The sequence below is a fragment of the Flavivirga rizhaonensis genome (assembly GCF_004791695.1).
GTDB classification, from domain to species: domain Bacteria; phylum Bacteroidota; class Bacteroidia; order Flavobacteriales; family Flavobacteriaceae; genus Flavivirga; species Flavivirga rizhaonensis.
The window spans coordinates 158,607-175,508 of record NZ_SRSO01000005.1; the positions used below are offsets into that span (position 1 = coordinate 158,607).

At 28.5% G+C, this 16,902-nt stretch carries 14 protein-coding genes; 3 read left to right on the plus strand and 11 right to left on the minus strand.

Going from position 1 to position 16,902, the window contains the following annotated elements; translation table 11 throughout:
• Positions 1 to 9: 9 nt before the first annotated feature.
• Positions 10 to 1,284, minus strand: a complete 1,275-nt coding sequence (purD, locus tag EM932_RS05315) for a phosphoribosylamine--glycine ligase (RefSeq protein WP_135876137.1) — start codon at positions 1,282 to 1,284, stop codon at positions 10 to 12.
• Between the two features lie 163 nt (positions 1,285 to 1,447).
• Between purD and EM932_RS05320 the strand changes: the two genes are divergently transcribed.
• From EM932_RS05320 to EM932_RS05330, 3 genes are read left to right on the plus strand one after another with little or no spacing between them, the layout of a single operon-like run.
• Positions 1,448 to 2,758 (plus strand): phenylacetate--CoA ligase family protein, encoded by a 1,311-nt coding sequence (locus tag EM932_RS05320; protein ID WP_135876138.1) that lies wholly within the window; start codon positions 1,448 to 1,450, stop codon positions 2,756 to 2,758.
• A 5-nt stretch (positions 2,759 to 2,763) separates the two neighbouring features.
• Positions 2,764 to 3,858 (plus strand): non-hydrolyzing UDP-N-acetylglucosamine 2-epimerase, encoded by a 1,095-nt coding sequence (gene wecB, locus EM932_RS05325; RefSeq protein WP_135876139.1) that lies wholly within the window; start codon positions 2,764 to 2,766, stop codon positions 3,856 to 3,858.
• A complete protein-coding gene (locus tag EM932_RS05330) occupies positions 3,858 to 5,021 on the plus strand; it encodes a glycosyltransferase family 4 protein (RefSeq protein WP_135876140.1) in 1,164 nt (387 codons plus the stop codon). The genes wecB and EM932_RS05330 overlap by 1 nt, the downstream gene beginning before the upstream one ends.
• On the opposite strand, the gene EM932_RS05335 is transcribed toward EM932_RS05330, so the two are convergent.
• The 10 genes from EM932_RS05335 to EM932_RS05380 all read right to left on the minus strand — a co-directional run bounded on the left by EM932_RS05335 (position 5,018) and on the right by EM932_RS05380 (position 16,898).
• On the minus strand, positions 5,018 to 6,370 hold the full coding sequence (locus EM932_RS05335; RefSeq protein WP_135876141.1) for an undecaprenyl-phosphate glucose phosphotransferase: 1,353 nt from the start codon (positions 6,368 to 6,370) through the stop codon (positions 5,018 to 5,020). The genes EM932_RS05330 and EM932_RS05335 overlap by 4 nt on opposite strands.
• A 2-nt stretch (positions 6,371 to 6,372) precedes the next feature.
• Positions 6,373 to 7,359: a UDP-glucuronic acid decarboxylase family protein gene (locus EM932_RS05340; RefSeq protein ID WP_135876142.1), complete on the minus strand. Its 987-nt coding sequence runs from the start codon at positions 7,357 to 7,359 to the stop codon at positions 6,373 to 6,375.
• A gap of 6 nt (positions 7,360 to 7,365) precedes the next feature.
• Entirely contained in the window at positions 7,366 to 8,766 is a 1,401-nt protein-coding gene (locus EM932_RS05345; RefSeq protein ID WP_135876143.1) for a UDP-glucose 6-dehydrogenase, read from the minus strand.
• 68 nt (positions 8,767 to 8,834) lie between these two features.
• Positions 8,835 to 10,052, minus strand: coding sequence for a WcaI family glycosyltransferase (locus tag EM932_RS05350; protein WP_135876144.1), 1,218 nt, complete (start codon positions 10,050 to 10,052; stop codon positions 8,835 to 8,837).
• 24 nt (positions 10,053 to 10,076) lie between these two features.
• Positions 10,077 to 11,153: a glycosyltransferase family 4 protein gene (locus EM932_RS05355; RefSeq protein WP_135876145.1), complete on the minus strand. Its 1,077-nt coding sequence runs from the start codon at positions 11,151 to 11,153 to the stop codon at positions 10,077 to 10,079.
• Position 11,154: 1 nt separating this feature from the next.
• Complete coding sequence (locus tag EM932_RS05360; protein WP_170179732.1) at positions 11,155 to 11,979, minus strand: O-antigen ligase family protein; 825 nt, start codon at positions 11,977 to 11,979, stop codon at positions 11,155 to 11,157.
• 386 nt (positions 11,980 to 12,365) lie between these two features.
• A complete protein-coding gene (locus EM932_RS05365) occupies positions 12,366 to 13,286 on the minus strand; it encodes a hypothetical protein (RefSeq protein WP_135876147.1) in 921 nt (306 codons plus the stop codon).
• Positions 13,287 to 13,755: 469 nt separating this feature from the next.
• Positions 13,756 to 14,595 (minus strand): hypothetical protein, encoded by an 840-nt coding sequence (locus EM932_RS05370; RefSeq protein WP_135876148.1) that lies wholly within the window; start codon positions 14,593 to 14,595, stop codon positions 13,756 to 13,758.
• 373 nt (positions 14,596 to 14,968) lie between these two features.
• Complete coding sequence (locus tag EM932_RS05375; RefSeq protein ID WP_135876149.1) at positions 14,969 to 16,204, minus strand: hypothetical protein; 1,236 nt, start codon at positions 16,202 to 16,204, stop codon at positions 14,969 to 14,971.
• A 43-nt stretch (positions 16,205 to 16,247) separates the two neighbouring features.
• Entirely contained in the window at positions 16,248 to 16,898 is a 651-nt protein-coding gene (locus EM932_RS05380) for a formyltransferase family protein (RefSeq protein ID WP_135876150.1), read from the minus strand.
• Positions 16,899 to 16,902 lie beyond the last annotated feature (4 nt).

Below are 16,902 nucleotides of genomic sequence, written 5' to 3' on the forward strand. Positions count from 1 at the left end.
ATTATAAAATTAGTTTAAATCGAATCCTATATCCTTACGATAATTCATCTTATCAAAATGTAGTTTTTCTATGTTTTGGTAAGATTTTTTTATGGCTTCTTGGTATGTGTTCCCATACGATGTAATAGCCATAACACGACCTCCAGAAGTAATCACTTTACCACTATGTAATGTAGCTCCAGCATGAAATGGTATAGAATCGTGAATATTTTCTATTCCTGTGATTTCTTTTCCTTTTTCATAGGCTTCTGGATAGCCTCCAGAGACTAACATTATTGTTGTTGCTGCCCGTTCGTCTATTTCAATATTAATTTTATCTAATGTACCATTGGACATTGCTTCAAGTATGTCAACAAAGTCATTTTTTAATCTAGGCAATACTACTTCGGTTTCTGGATCCCCCATACGTACATTGTATTCTATTACTTTTGGGTCGTCTCCAACTTTAATGAGTCCTATGAATACAAATCCAACATAAGGTAAATTATCCTTTTTAAACCCACTAATAGTTGGTTTTACAATACGCTCTTCAATTTTATTAAGGAATTCATCTGTTGCAAAAGGAACAGGAGAAACAGCTCCCATACCGCCTGTATTTAATCCTGTATCACCTTCTCCTATGCGCTTATAATCCTTTGCTGTTGGTAAAATTTTATAATTCGTACCATCTGTTAACACAAAACAGCTCAATTCTATACCATCTAAAAACTCTTCAATAACTACCTTGGTACTTGCTTCACCAAATTTAGCATCAACCAACATACTTTTTAATTCAGCTTTAGCCGCTTCTAAATCATTTAAAATAACAACCCCTTTACCAGCTGCTAATCCATCTGCTTTTAAAACATAAGGCGCTTTTAAGGTTTCTAAAAACGCATACCCTTTTTCCACAGTTTCTTTTGTAAAACTCTCATAAGCTGCTGTTGGAATATGATGTCTATATAAAAATTCTTTAGCAAATTCCTTACTGCCTTCCAATTCTGCTGCTACTTTTTGAGGACCAATAACAGACACATGCTTAATAGCTTCTTCATTTAAAAAATAATCATGAACGCCATTAACCAAAGGGTCTTCAGGACCAACAACAACCATATCAATTCCTTCGTTTAAAACAAGTTCTTTAATGGCATCAAAATCATTTACTCCAATATTTACATTAGTAGCTATCTGAGCTGTTCCGGAATTTCCCGGAGCAACAAATAGCTGTTTGCATTTTGCGCTTTGAGCAATTTTCCAAGCAAATGTATGTTCTCTTCCTCCAGAGCCAAGAATTAAGATATTCATTGTATTGTGTTTTTAGATTCCCATTTCCATGGGAATGACCATTTATTGTTTTTTTAATGCTTTGCATTAAAAAGTGTTTTCTCGAATGCAAAAATAAAACTAATGCCACGAATACACGAATATTTTTTATTTACTTTACAAAACAATTTTATCTTCATTTATTTTGAATTTATTCGATCTTTCTTTAAAACTTAAAGGCTTTCCCATACGAAAAGCTAAACTTGCTTTGAAAGCTATTCAAAAGAAAAGTGATACTGAGTTCAACACTTATGTTGAAACCAAAAAGCAAGATATTGTCGACTATCATTTAAAGCATAACCCGTTTTACAAATCGTTTGCAAAAAATACTAATCCATTAGACTGGAATTCCGTTCCTGTTATGTCGAAAAAAGATTTGCAACAACCATTAGAAACACTTTTATCTGATGGGTTTTCAACAAAAAACATTTATATAGATAAGACTTCTGGTGCGTCTGGTCAGCCATTTATTTTCTCTAAAGATAAGTTTACGCATGCATTAACTTGGAGTGTTATAATGGATCGGTTTTCTTGGTTTAATCTTAATTTTAATACCACAAAACAGGCGCGGTTTTATGGAATTCCTTTAGATAAAAAAGGGTATTACACTGAAAAACTAAAAGACTTTATCAGTAATAGGTATCGGTTTAATGTATTCGATTTAAGTGATAAGGCTCTCGAAAATTGGTTGATAGACTTTAAAAGAAAGCCCTTCTATTATATGAATGGTTACACAAGTCCTATTGTTCAATTCGCAAAATATCTTCAGCGTAAAAACATCATACTTCAAACTATTTGCCCTACTTTAAAAGCCTGTGTAGTAACGTCTGAAATGCTTTTTGAAGATGACAAAAAACTCATGGAAAAACAATTTGGAGTTCCAATAATTAATGAATATGGAGCTTCCGAATTAGATTTAATTGCTTTTGAAAACATAAAAGGAGAATGGATTGCTAACAGGGAAACGCTATTTATAGAAGTTCTAGACGAGAATAATCATGTTTTACCTCAGGGAGAAGAAGGTCGTTTAGTGATTACTTCTTTATATAATAAAGCGCAGCCATTCATAAGATATGATATTGGGGATATAGGTGTTCTTTCAAAAGAAAGCACTCCCAAAAAACCTATCTTGGAAAAACTAACAGGTAGAACAAACGATATGGCTATTTTGCCCAGTGGGAAAAAAGCGGCTGGCTTAACGTTTTATTACATTACAAAAAGTATTATTGAAGAGGATGGTAGCGTTAAAGAGTTTATTATTGAACAATTAAAGCTCGATACTTTTAAAATTTACTATGTTAGCGACAGTGATATGTCTCCAAACAAAAAGGAAATGATAAAGAATGAAATGGGAAATTATCTAGAAAGTGGACTTACCATCCTATTTGAAAGGCAAACAACTTTAAAACGCTCGAAAAGTGGTAAATTGAAACAATTTTCATCATTAATACACTAACCCTAATGAATATTACTATAGTTGCTGGTGCCCGGCCAAACTTTATGAAAATTGCCCCTATTATTGAAGCTATAAAGAATAAAAAAAAGGATGGGGTTCATATTCATTATAGACTTGTACACACTGGACAACACTACGACAAAAACTTAAGCGATACGTTCTTTGAAGAATTAAATATTCCTTTCCCAGATAACAACCTTGAAGTTAAAAGCGGTACGCAAGCTGAACAAACTGCAGCCATTATGATTGGTTTTGAAAAAGAATTAGAACAAAACCCATGTGATTTGGTTATGGTTGTTGGTGATGTTACCTCAACTATGGCTTGTACTATTGTTGCTAAAAAAGCAAATACGAAAGTGGCACATATTGAAGCTGGGATTCGTTCTGGTGATATGAAAATGCCCGAAGAAATTAATAGAATTGTAACCGATAGTTTAACCGATTACTTTTTTACGACTTCAAACTACGCTAACGAAAATTTAATAAAACTCGGTATTTCAAAATCGAATATCTTTTTTGTTGGTAACGTCATGATTGATACACTCCTAAAAAATGAAGCTAGATTAAAAAGACCTGCACTTTGGAAAGATTTGAATTTATCAAATAAAAAGTATTTTGTTATGACGCTACATAGACCTAGCAATGTAGATGAAGAAGACCTTCTAAAAAAACTCGTCACTCAAATTGTAACATTAGCCAAGGACTACCCTATAATTTTCCCGTTACACCCCAGAACCAAAAAGCTTCTAAGTGGTTTGGATTTAAATTTTAATAACCTTCATTATGTAAATCCATTAGGCTACTTAGAATTTAATTATTTAGTAAAAAATGCTTTTGCTGTATTAACAGACTCTGGAGGTATAACCGAAGAGACTACTGTTATGAATGTGCCTTGTATTACGCTTAGAGATTCTACAGAACGCCCCGAAACTTGTGATATAGGAACCAATATTTTAGTCGGAAATGATCTTGAAAAGATTGAAAATGCTTTTAAGTTATTGTTTTCGAAATCTTGGAAACAAGGAAGTATTCCAGAATTATGGGATGGATCTGCTGCAAAGAGAATTATTAATCATTTAGTAGATATTTATAAGTTATAATGACCGATATCCTCATCATAACGAATTATTTTCCTCCAGAAACTGGAGCCGCTTCAAACCGCATCTTCCATTTAGCTAATGGCCTGCAAAAACATAATTTTAACGTATCTGTTTTAACGCCTTTACCTAATTATCCAACAGGTCAAATTTTTGAAGACTATAAAGGAAAGTTTAAAAGCTCTTCCATAGAAAACAATATTATTATTCATCGTTTATGGATATATGCTAGTAACTCTAAAAATAAGCTGTTGCGCTTAATAGCTATGCTTTCCTATAGCTTTAGTTTATGCTGGTTTTTTGCTTGGAATAAAATCCCGAAAACGGTTATCATACAATCTCCTCCTTTACTGGTTGCATTTACCTCAATGCTATTTCTTCGTTCCAAAAAACGAAAGCTTATTTTAAATGTAAGCGACTTATGGCCCATTGCAGGGTTAGAGTTAGGAGCTTTTAAAAAGAATTTCAGCTATAAATTACTCGAAAAAATTGAACGTTTTAATTATAAACATACTGATTTAGTTTTAGGGCAGAGCAATGAAATTATAAATCACGTAAAATCTTTGTTTCCAGAAAAGGATACTTTTTTATATCGTAATTATCCAGATTTTATCGCACCTGAAATTCCTGAAAGAGCAGAGTCAAAAGGAAAATTAAAAATGGTATATGCTGGTTTGTTAGGCATAGCACAAGGGATTTATAAGTTGTGTCAAGAATTAGATTATACTCATGTTCAACTTCATATTTATGGTACTGGTGCTGAACGAGAAAAAATTCAAGCTCTTATTTCTAACAATTCAGAATTAGATGTTATATATCATGGTGAGGTCTCAAGAGATAAGTTACATGAAGCACTTATAGGATATGATTTAACCATTATCCCGCTATTAAATAGGATTTATGGGTCTGTACCTTCAAAAATATTTGAATATGCCAGATTAGGCTTGCCTATGATTTATTTTGGTGGTGGTGAGGGAGAAGAAATAATTGAACAATATAATTTAGGTTGGATTGCGGAAGCAGGTAATTATAATAATTTGAATACTATTATTTCTAAAATTAAATCTTTAGATTTAGAATTAAAAAATAGAGAACAAATAATAAAAACAGCTATTGAATATTTTGATTTTAGTAAGCAATTAGATTTGTTAATTGAAAAGATTTAATAAGCTTTTTCTTCGCCTTTAATGGCATTTAAAAATGTTTGTAGCATAATCTTTAAATCTAACAACAAGGACCAGTTTTCGATATAAAAAATATCATATTTCACACGATTAATAATATCTTTTTCTTCTTCTATTTCTCCTCTAAACCCACTTATTTGAGCCAAGCCTGTAATACCTGGTTTTACAAAATGACGCACCATAAATTTATCTACTCGCTGCGCATACATATTTGTATGACTTACCATATGAGGGCGAGGACCGACAACAGACATATTACCAAATAATACATTAAAAAACTGAGGCAGTTCATCTATACTAGTTTTTCGAATAAATGCTCCTATTTTTGTAATTCGTTGATCTCCTTTTGTTGCCTGATGCAAATGAGCATTTTCATTTGGGGTCATGGATCTAAACTTATAACAATCAAATTCTTCATAGTTAAACCCATTCCTTGATTGTTTAAAAAATACAGGACCTTTAGATTCTATCTTTATCAATATGGCTAAAATTGGGGTCAACCATGACAACACAAATACAATAATGAATGAAGAAAATAGAATATCAAATAAACGTTTAAGAAATTTGTTTAGCGATTCTTGCAATGGTATTTCTCTTATAGATAAAATCGGAATATAATCATAATATTCATATTTAAGTTTTCTTGAAAATATATCTTTATTGTCTGGAATAAATTTTAGTTCTCTTAAATTGTTATCAGCAAAATCAATCAGTTGATTAATTTGTTTATTAGACAATGCAGATACAGAAAAATATATTTCATCTATATCATTATCTATGATATACCTCAAACACTTCTCTAAAGAAAAGTCCCTCTCATTAACACTAAAATCACCTTTAAACTTGTACCCAAAGTCTAATCTTCTATTAAATGTCTTTATTAGTTGTCTTGTTTTTTCATTCTCACCAATAACTATAATATTTCTGGTATTACCACTTAATACCGATCTATATTTTTTTAATAAAACAAGTGTTAAAACCTTAAATATGGATATTAATAAAAAAATCAGCATTAAATAATTTGCCAATCCTAATCTACTAATATTAGGTTGTTTAAAAAACCCTATATAGGCATAAATAATAATTACAAAAAATACCATTTGCCTTAATAAAAGTGTTATGATTTGAATTATCCGAGTATGTCTTTGAATTTCATAAAAATGATTTATAAAAGATATAGTTATCCACATTAATGAAATATATATACTGAACATATAGACATTCATCAAGTTTATTTCAAATAAAAAGACGGCACCGTTTATAATCCCTAAATCAATTAAGTATGAAATAGGCTTTAAAAATCCCGAATATCTTCCCTTTTTATAACTCAAAACTATCTCTTTATATGATCTTTAAAATCTTTATGATCTCTTTTATGCAGATCTTCCTTAGACATGCTTTTAAAATAGTTATATGTTTTTAACATCCCTTCATCCCTTTCAATTTTTGGCTCCCAACCTAATATCTTTTTTGCTAAACTAATATTAGGTTGTCTTTGAAGGGGATCATCTTGTGGTAATTTCTTGTATATTATTTTTTGATTCGTCCCTGTTAATTTAATGATCTCTTCAGCAAAGTCTTTAATAGTTATTTCGTATGGATTCCCAATATTAACAGGATAGGAATAATCACTTAACAATAATCTATAAATACCTTCCACTTGATCATCTACATAACAAAAAGAACGTGTTTGAGATCCATCACCAAATATAGTTAAATCTTCGCCTCTTAGTGCTTGCCCCATAAATGCAGGAATTACACGTCCATCATTAAGCCGCATTTTTGGTCCATAGGTATTAAATATACGAACAATACGAGTCTCTAGGCCATGAAATCTATGGTATGCCATGGTTATAGACTCTTGAAAACGCTTAGCTTCATCATAAACACCTCTAGGGCCAATAGTATTTACATTACCATAATAATCTTCTGTTTGGGGGTGAACTAATGGATCTCCATAAACTTCAGATGTTGAGGCTATAAGTATTCTAGCTTTTTTAGCTTTTGCTAGCCCTAATAAATTGTGAGTTCCTAAAGAACCTACTTTTAATGTTTGAATAGGGATCTTTAGATAATCTATTGGGCTTGCAGGTGAAGCAAAATGAAGTATATAATCTAAACCTCCTTCAATACTTATAAACTCAGTAACATCGTGCTCTATAAACTCAAAATTCGGATTTCCTTCTAAATGAGAAAGATTTTTTTTATCTCCTGTTATAAAGTTGTCCATCCCAATGACATGGTAGCCTTCTTTAATAAATCGATCACATAAGTGTGAGCCTAAAAAACCTGCTGCTCCTGTAATCAAGACTCTTCTCATAACAATTTAATTTCCCGTTCCTATATTATAATAAATAAATCCTATTTCTTTTAACTCTTCTTTGTTCAAAAGGCCTCTCCCATCAAACACAAAAGCAGGTTTTTGCATGTTTTTATAAATACTTTTCCAGTCATAATTTTTAAACTCATCCCATTCAGTTAATATAGCTATGGCATGAGAATCTTTACAAGCTTTATAAGGATCATTATTTATAGTTAATAAACTTTTATTCTCATCAGATGAACGCGTATTTAGGTAATCTAAATCGGTATATATTCTTTCTTCAGGAACTTTAGGATCATAAACTGATACTTGAGCTTGCTCATTTAATAAATTATCAGCAACCTTAATAGCCGCAGACTCACGAGTATCGTTAGTGTCCTTTTTAAATGCCCATCCTAAAAAAGTGATTTTTTTACCGGAAACGGTATTATATAAAGTACTAACGATATTGTCTGAAAAACGATTCTTTTGATGTTCGTTCATAAGGATTACCTGCTCCCAATAGTCTGCAACTTCATTTAAACCGTAGCTTTTAGCAATATATACTAAATTTAAAATATCTTTCTGGAAACAAGATCCTCCGAAACCAACAGATGCATTCAAAAATTTAGGACCAATTCTGGAATCCATGCCAATAGCTTTTGAAACTTCTTTAACATCCGCTCCAGTTTTTTCACATATTTCGGACATTGCATTTATAGAAGATACTCGCTGTGCTAGAAATGCATTAGCAGTGAGTTTGGATAGTTCTGAAGACCAAACATTGGTAGTCAAGATTCTTTCTTTAGATATCCAATTTGCATAAATATCTACCAAAGCCTTCATCGCTAGCTCTCCTTCTTTAGAAGAAGTATCTCCCCCAATTAATACCCTATCTGGTTTTAATAAATCTTGGACAGCTGTTCCCTCAGCTAAAAACTCAGGATTCGATAAGATTTGAAATTGGACACCATTACCTGTATTATCCAAAATACTTTTAATAGCTGATGCTGTCCTTACAGGTAGCGTAGATTTTTCAACGACTATTTTATCTTGTTTAGCAACTTTAGCTATTTGCCTTGCGCAAAGCTCAATGTATTTTAAATCGGCAGCCATTCCTTTACCTTTTCCGTATGTCTTAGTGGGTGTATTTACAGAAATAAAAATCATATCTGCTTCGTCAATGGCTTTGTCAACATTTGTTGAGAAAAAGAGATTTCTTCCTCTCACCTCTTTTACAATACCATCCAAGCCTGGTTCAAAAACAGGAAGCTTATTTAAATCTGTAGAATTCCATGCAGCTATTCTAGATTCATTAATGTCTACAATAGTGATTTTTATGTATGGGCATTGTTTAGCTACAACGGCCATTGTAGGACTACCTACATAGCCAGCGCCGATACAACATATATTTTTTACTTTCATTTAAACTATTTTAAACTGTAAATTTATACAATTAATTATCGCTTTAAGCATAAATAACTCTCATTGTTTTAAAGCTTACTAATGAATTTATTTAATACTTTATCTTTGGAAAATTTCTCTTCAACATAGGCTTTAGCATTTAATCCTAATTTATAACATAACGCCTTATCTTCTTTTAAAAGCATAATTTGTTTTATAATCTGATTAATTGATTTACCATCAAAATAAAAGCCTCCATTTGAATCATCAAAAACCTTAGCAACTTCACTCATAATATTCCCTGTAACTATTGAAGGTCTTGCACTTGCCATCATTCCTAATATTTTTGATGGCATTACAGTATCTATAACATCACTTTTCTGAAATAAAATGTGTAAGTCTGCGCTAGAAAGTAATGATGGTAATTCATTATAAGGAACTAAATTAAAATGTTTTACGAATTTATAATCTTTTATTTCTTGTAATACATTTTCTTTTTCGGCTCCTTCACCAACCACAACAACTTCTATATCTGTTAATTTTTCCAAACCCTTCAGGACCTTTAAAAAAAAGATCCAATCTTGTTTTGCTCCTATATTTCCCGAATACAATATTTTGAATGCTTCCGATTTTAAGTATCTATGTTTCTCTATTTCATTATTAGTAAACTTTTCTATATCGATCCAATTGGTCAAATAATAAGTTTTTGTCTTTGTTTTTTCTTTTAACTTATTAATCATACCATAACTTATTGTGGATACTACATCTGCTTTTTTTAGAACAAATTTTTCAATATGCAGCAAAAGTTTTATAACAAATTTTTTATTACCATTTAACAATCCTGAGTCGATGGCCGCATCAAACTCAAAATCTTGAATGTGTACCCAAAGCTTCGATTTGTATTTTGCTTTTAAAAACCAACCTAATAATGCAGATGTTGTAAATGGAATAATTGAAATAACAATATCTGGGCTCTTAACTTTAAAAAGGTTAATAAAATTCCCAAAAGTAAAGCTCATCAAATGAATTATTCGTTTTATGAAAGTAGGGTTTTTAGGAACATATTGCCTGCTTCTATATACTTTAACACCATTTATAACTTCTTTAATTAAGTAGCCCTTAGTTTTATAATCTTGTCTTATCTCCCATTGTGGATAGTAAGGGAATCCTGTAATTACAGAAACCTCAAATCCCTTAGAAGCTAAATACTCAGCTTTTTGAGTTGTGTACAGACCAATAGCACTGTCTTCTGGGTGGTAATTTATTCCAATGATTACTATTTTTTTTTTCCTTGTTTCGATTTTCATTAAATAACAATGATATTATAGTTATTAATTTTTTAAAAAAAATAATAACTTTTTAAAAAAAACATCCTCAGACCCAACCGATTGAATAAATTGATAGTTCACTAAAGCGGAATTTTTAAGATATTCTTTATCTTTAAAATATTTCGTTATTTTAGTATAAATATCATCCGAAGATTTCTTATCAATATAAATTAAATCAGTTTCATCTTTTATATCTTCAAGTGACGGATGTTTTGTTGTGAAAATTATATTACCACAAGCCATATTTTCTAAAATGGACAAGGGCAATCCTTCAGACAAAAACGAAGGGAAAACAAAAATATTACCCCATTTTAATAAATCTCGTTTCTCTTTTCCTCTAACTATACCTTTGTATTCTACATCAACTGATTTTAGTTCCAATTTCACTTTTTCTTCTATGGTTTTATCAATGTTCCCTGCTAATTTTGCTTCATATGAAATTCCGTTTTTTGACATCAATTTAAACGCATCAAGTAAATAAAATATGCCTTTCTGAGTCATTAAATTACTTAGATATACTATTCTTATTTTATCGTACTTTTTACTAATAATCTCACCTTTTGAAAGTAAAAAATCGTTTTCGACAAAATTAAAAAGTACTTCTATTTTTTTTCTAGGTAAAAAAGGAGTCAAGTTTCTTATCAATGATTCGGAAAGCACAATCCCTCTAGAGGCTTTTGAAATAACAAACTTCATTATGTTTTTTTTTACTCTATTGCTTTCATTATAGCTATTTATTAGGATATCGCTGTGAATATGTAAAATAGTTTTTTTTTTTAATAACCTTCCCATTAATATAAACGAAGAGTACTTTATAATTCCTAAAAAAGTATGTCCTGGAGTAATGTAGATAACTTTATTGTTAAAAATCTTATAAAACAAAAAATAAAGCCTTAAATAATAAAAAAGCTTTTTAATTGATATTTTTCCCACATTTTCATCAAATCTATCTAGAGAGGTATTTATGTAAGTTACATTATATTTGTTCTCTTTAAATTTTTTTAAAATCAAATCATTACAAACTGACACTCCTGTTATTGGTTTTTCAAATGGTCCAACCATTAAAATCTTATCATTCATACTATGTCTCTATTTTACTTTTGTTATATACTTGTAATAAGGAAACAAAAAAAGAATAAAAAATAACACCATCCTGTCTTTCAAGAATATTTTCAGTAAACATTTCTAATAAATAAAAAGAAAAAACCATTAAAAAAAGATAGTTTGAGTTTTTAATTCCTTTGCTAAAAAGGAAAAAAAATGAAGCTAATATTAATATAAGTCCTATTAAACCTATCCGTAATAAAAAGCTTAAATATTGATTGTGGCTATTATACCTATCATAAAACAGTTTTGAGGATATATCTTTATAGCTTTTTATTAATTCATTATTCGCGTCTCCTACTCCATAACCCAAAAGAGGTTCTTTTTTAAAAAGATCGAAACTACATTTATAAATTGTATATCTTATATTTGATGAAGTTATTTCTCCTTTTCTAATATCTTTGACGTTTAAAATTTCATAAAAATGATCTTTGCTTGTTTGGCTAGAAAAAATCACAAAGAAAAAGACAACCATAGATAAAAGAAAAAAGATCTTATATTTCATTTCTGTCTTTATAAAAAAATACACTACAGTAACTAATGCTAAAGATATTATAGGTCCTTTTTTGCTTAAAATAAAAAGAAAGAAAAACAAAACCCCTAATATTAAAATCAATAAGGAAGTAAATTTCGCAGATGTTTTGTTTGTTATCAAATACATGCAAAATATTATAGCTAAACAGACATCTATAGACATGTATATCGGATGAATATTATAATTATTTAAAATATTATTGTCAATTAAAAAAACATAATGCTTTATCACATTTTTAAATGCAGCTTCTTCACCTAACCAAATCATTAAAAAGAAAGTTATATTTAATAAAGCTACAGACAAAATAAAATAAAATAAAAATCGATCAATATTTTTATATATTTTCAAAGGAAATCTGGATAAGAAAGAAAAAAGAAAAGGAAAAATAAGTAAAGAAGCCATTGATTCAAACTTTTTAAAAGAATAAGCAATGTCATCAGTATAAATCAAGCTTAAGATAAGCAATAAATATATCGCCCCATTTATAATGAAATATTTTACATCAAATTTCAATCTTTCAAAATAAATGAAATTTATCACAATAACAGCAAAGAACCCAATAACTAATGGTTTTATATTAGAAGGAAATAATAATAATATAAACATCAAAAAAAACGCCAATTTTAAAAGGCTCTCCTTATACTTCTGAAAAATCATTTTTTAAAAATTTTTATTATTAAATTGGGTATAATTACGACCCCTATAAAAGTTCCAATGAAGTATACAAAACCATTTGTAAAATCACCTCTTAATAAAAACATTAAATGAATTGCAAAATAAAATGCAATAATTTCTTTTAAAGAATTTCCTGAATTTAACCACCTAATAAATTTAACAATAAAATATGCAAGGAATATTGCCATTAATAAAACCCCAAAGAGCCCAAAATTTATATAACCTTCTGATATAATTGGATTTGATAAATTATTATATCCAAAATGATGTTCTTCTATCAAATAATTTCCAATCAATTCTCCAGTTGAAAGAGGTTTCGAAACCCATATGCTTCTAGGAATAAAAAAAAGAAAAGCACTCAACAATTGAAATCCGAAGGAATATCCCTGATTAGACACGAATTCAACTGTAGCCATAATATTTGCAAAAGCATCGTAATGTAATGTATTAAAGGTATTAACAATTCCTCCGTGTTTAACGAAAGAAAGATACAGCTCTATAGGATTTGACATTATTTCTGCAAAACTGATATTAACATGAGTAATTGCTGAAATTAATGGAAACACCAAGATCATAGATACAAACAAAAATAAAAACAATTTAGCATTACTGTTAATTAACTTTGGATAAAACAGATAAATTAAGGTTATATAGATAGGGCCTAGCGCATTTCTTTTTTCTGTAAAAGGATTTTTAAATATGAACAATAAAATTAATAAAGCAACTAACACTAAAAATAAAATAATTGTATTTGAATTTATTTTTCTCTTTTCTATCAAATATTTATACGTGATTACAATACTCCCCAATGGGATTAAAAAGAGAACTTTTTTTCTTAATAAAACCCCTCCTTTCGATAAATTAAACTCTTGCATATTTGCTTTGCTAAATACACTCATTAAATAATCATAGTTATAGATGAAAATAAAAAGAGAAAAAATAAAAAGTATTAATATTATAAGTGGAGTAAAAAAAGTACTTTCTTTTCTTATAATTTCAACTCTCGGTTTTAATGTTCTTTTCTTAAAAAAAATATAACTTAAAAAAAATATAAGATTAAAAATTAAAATTAAAATATTAGTATAAATAACATCCCAGTAATCAAAAGGGTAATAATTCGGAAATAAAAACTCATTGGATTCAATTGATGATATTTGAATTAAGGGGGCAACAATAAAAAATAAAAAATAAAAAATAATATAAGACGTCAAAAATGGAGAATAACTCTTTTCTTTATTCAAATGATAATATGCAATAACTGTTATTAGAAGATAGTTTATAAAAAATGAAATCCAAATAATTAATTCTACATTAATAAACAGAAACAATGCAGCGCTCGTAACTAAATATAAAAAAGTTATAACTGTTTTAAGTTTCATATTTACGATTCATAAAATTCATTTTCGCATAAAAATAAGAGAATAAGCCTTTGAAGAAGTGAATAGCTATCAAAAACCAAATATAATTTTGATATTCAAAGTATGAACACATCAAAATTAAAAAGCCCCATACTAAATATGTAATTATGTTAACTAAATTATAATCTTTAAACTTATTCAAAATTAAATAAAATGGCTGTGAAACCCAATTAAAGGCGTTAAAGATGTATATTAATAAAACATAAGGAACTACATTTATTATGGCTTTACTTTTTTGATTAAGATTGAATTCTGAAAATAGTATGTAAACTAAAAAGAACAAAACACCAACCGATAAATATACTATGAACACTCTAGATTTTATTTTAAGTGCTTTATTAAGTGCTTTTTGCATTAAATGATTTCTAATAATAGGACCATAGATAGAATTTACTCCAACACTAAATAGTAAGAAAACATTAAATACGTTTAAAATATAGCCTATTTCGGCAAGTTCATTAGTATTTGAATATTGCTTAGCTAAGTTCATAAACCCCAATCCAGATAGCCAACCTAGAACGCTTACCGAAAATAAATTCAATATTTGTTTAATTTCGTTCCAATTTAAATAGTCCAATTTAAATTGGAATTTTTGTAAATTAAATACAATGACAATAACTAACACTATTAGTAAACCAATAGCTTTTCCCAAAAAGAAAGCAACTATTATGTTTTTAAAAATATATATTGAGCCAATAATTGATAAAAAAGTAATTAATAAAAGGCCTTGAATTAATAACGCCTTTTTATGTTCCTCTATTAGTTTATAATAATTTGTTAAATAAACCATATAAGAATTGATTAGCATACTAACAAATATACTTATGTAAACTATAATTAAGTGAACATTAAAATAATTATAGATTACATTTTTTAATAAAAAAAACATTAATATTATAACAAAAACAACTAAAAAAGAACTTGTTATTATTTTATTTGTGATATTTTGATGATTAGATATTGATTTTGAATAAATGATACTAGATTGATTCAAAGGTAGTAGTAAACTTAAAATTTGTTCCAATGATAGTAACAACAAAATTGAAACATATTGTTGAGAATAAATACCAACTGCAAAATATAGTAGTAAAATATAATTAAACCCCTTAGATGCACCAGAAACAAATATGTAAGAAAAAGAATCAGTAATCCTTTTGTTTATTTTAAACATTTACTTTAATGTCTTTTATTATTCTATCAACAATCCTATCTGTACTTTTTCCATCAACTTTCCCAATATTTTCTATAATATATTCTTGAATACGATCTTCATTAATATCAATTTCAAAAATACTCTCCTCAAAATGATCTTTTTCATAATAATAATTAACTACCTCGACAGGATACTGTTCAACCAAATTTTTTGAAACACCCCATCTTGGAGATTTTACTTTCTTTTTTAACAGAAGTGCATAAACAATTACAGAAGAATAATGACTTAATACAAATAGTGAATGTTCAAGAAAGTTTTTGAAATCGATATCATGAAAATATTTTATATCATTCTCCTCAAAAAAAGATTTTTCCTCTTCTATTATTCTTCTAGGATGTAATTTCACAATTAATTGTATTTCGTTTTTTCTCAAAACACTATTTACATCAATCAAAAAAAGTTTCCACTTTTCCATATCCCAATTTTGGATCTCTGAAAGACCATCATCAATATATGCAACATAAGTATTTGTTTTAATATTTAAATCCTTGGAGCAATAATCTTTTTTGTTTTTCAACTTAGAGTTGTAAAAAACATCAAGTTCTGGATTTCCTATTATATTAACTTTATCTTTTGGAAATTCAAACTCTTTAACCATTAAATCATAATCAGATTGGTAATAAACAAAAGATTTATTAACTTCTAGCTCGGAACAATATTTAGGAAGAGTTGTAAATTCTGTATGATTTTTTATCATTCTATAAAAAAGAGAAAACACTTTTTTTACGCTTCCATATTCTAGTAAATAGTTATATAAAGAATATATGTTTTTTACATCTATTTTTTTTATTAAAGCTCTTTTTCTTGAATTTGTTTTCTGAATTGTAACACTTTCAATTGTAACTAATTTACCATGTGCTAAATGAAAAATGGGAACTCTTAATTCTTTACATATTTGGACAAAGACGCGATCTAAAAGAAAAGATAAATTAAGAATAATAATTGCAGTTGGGTTTTCTTTAATAATAACATTTTTTAACCTTATTGTTTTATAAAAAGAAATATCCCTAAGTTTTAATCCCTCAATTTCTTTTTCTTTTTCAGTTTCTTCTCCTGTCCATGACGCTGTATGTAACAATAAACTTTGAAAATCATTTTCCTTAAATTTTCTGTCTAATCTTAAAAAATTACGATATCCAACATCCCAATAATCAAAATAAAGAATCTTTTTTGTTAATTTTGACATATTTTGTTATATAGAGTTAACGTAAATTTATAAAATTATGTTCTTATATTTTCGATTCAATTAAGTATAGTTTTTTTCCATCAATAGTACTTATATAGGCATTCGGATAAGGGTCATTAAGCATTCTTATTTTATTGTGTAAATATTCAGCAGGTTTTGTTTGTATTTCTTTTAAAGTAATTTCTGAGTCTTTAGGTTTTCTTCTTTTAAAATACGTTGATTGAGAATGATCTTGTGGTTGTAATGAATAATTACCATCAATAATATTACAAGTTGCAGCAAAACCAAGATTTGAAATCCTATCAAAAATTTCATTTAAGCTCCCTGAAAGAGATAAAGGAAGTTGTTGATATATATCTCCTTTATCCAAACCTTCATTCATTTTAAACAGACTTACTGCTCCAATCTTTTCCCCATTAATAATTTGGTTTTGAATGGGAGAACCTCCTCTGTATTTTGGTAATGGTGTCGGGTGAAGCATTATTGATTCATAATCATTTACAAAAAGATCATCTACAATCCAACTCCAACCATACCAAAGTATTAAATCTGGTTTAAACTCTTTTAACTCTTCAGCATTGAACTCATCTTTTGTTTTCCAAATAAGAAATGTATGCTTATCATTATATACTTCATATATTTTCTCGTATATATTAATTGCCCAATCTCTATAGGTTATACATGCAATTTTCATATTT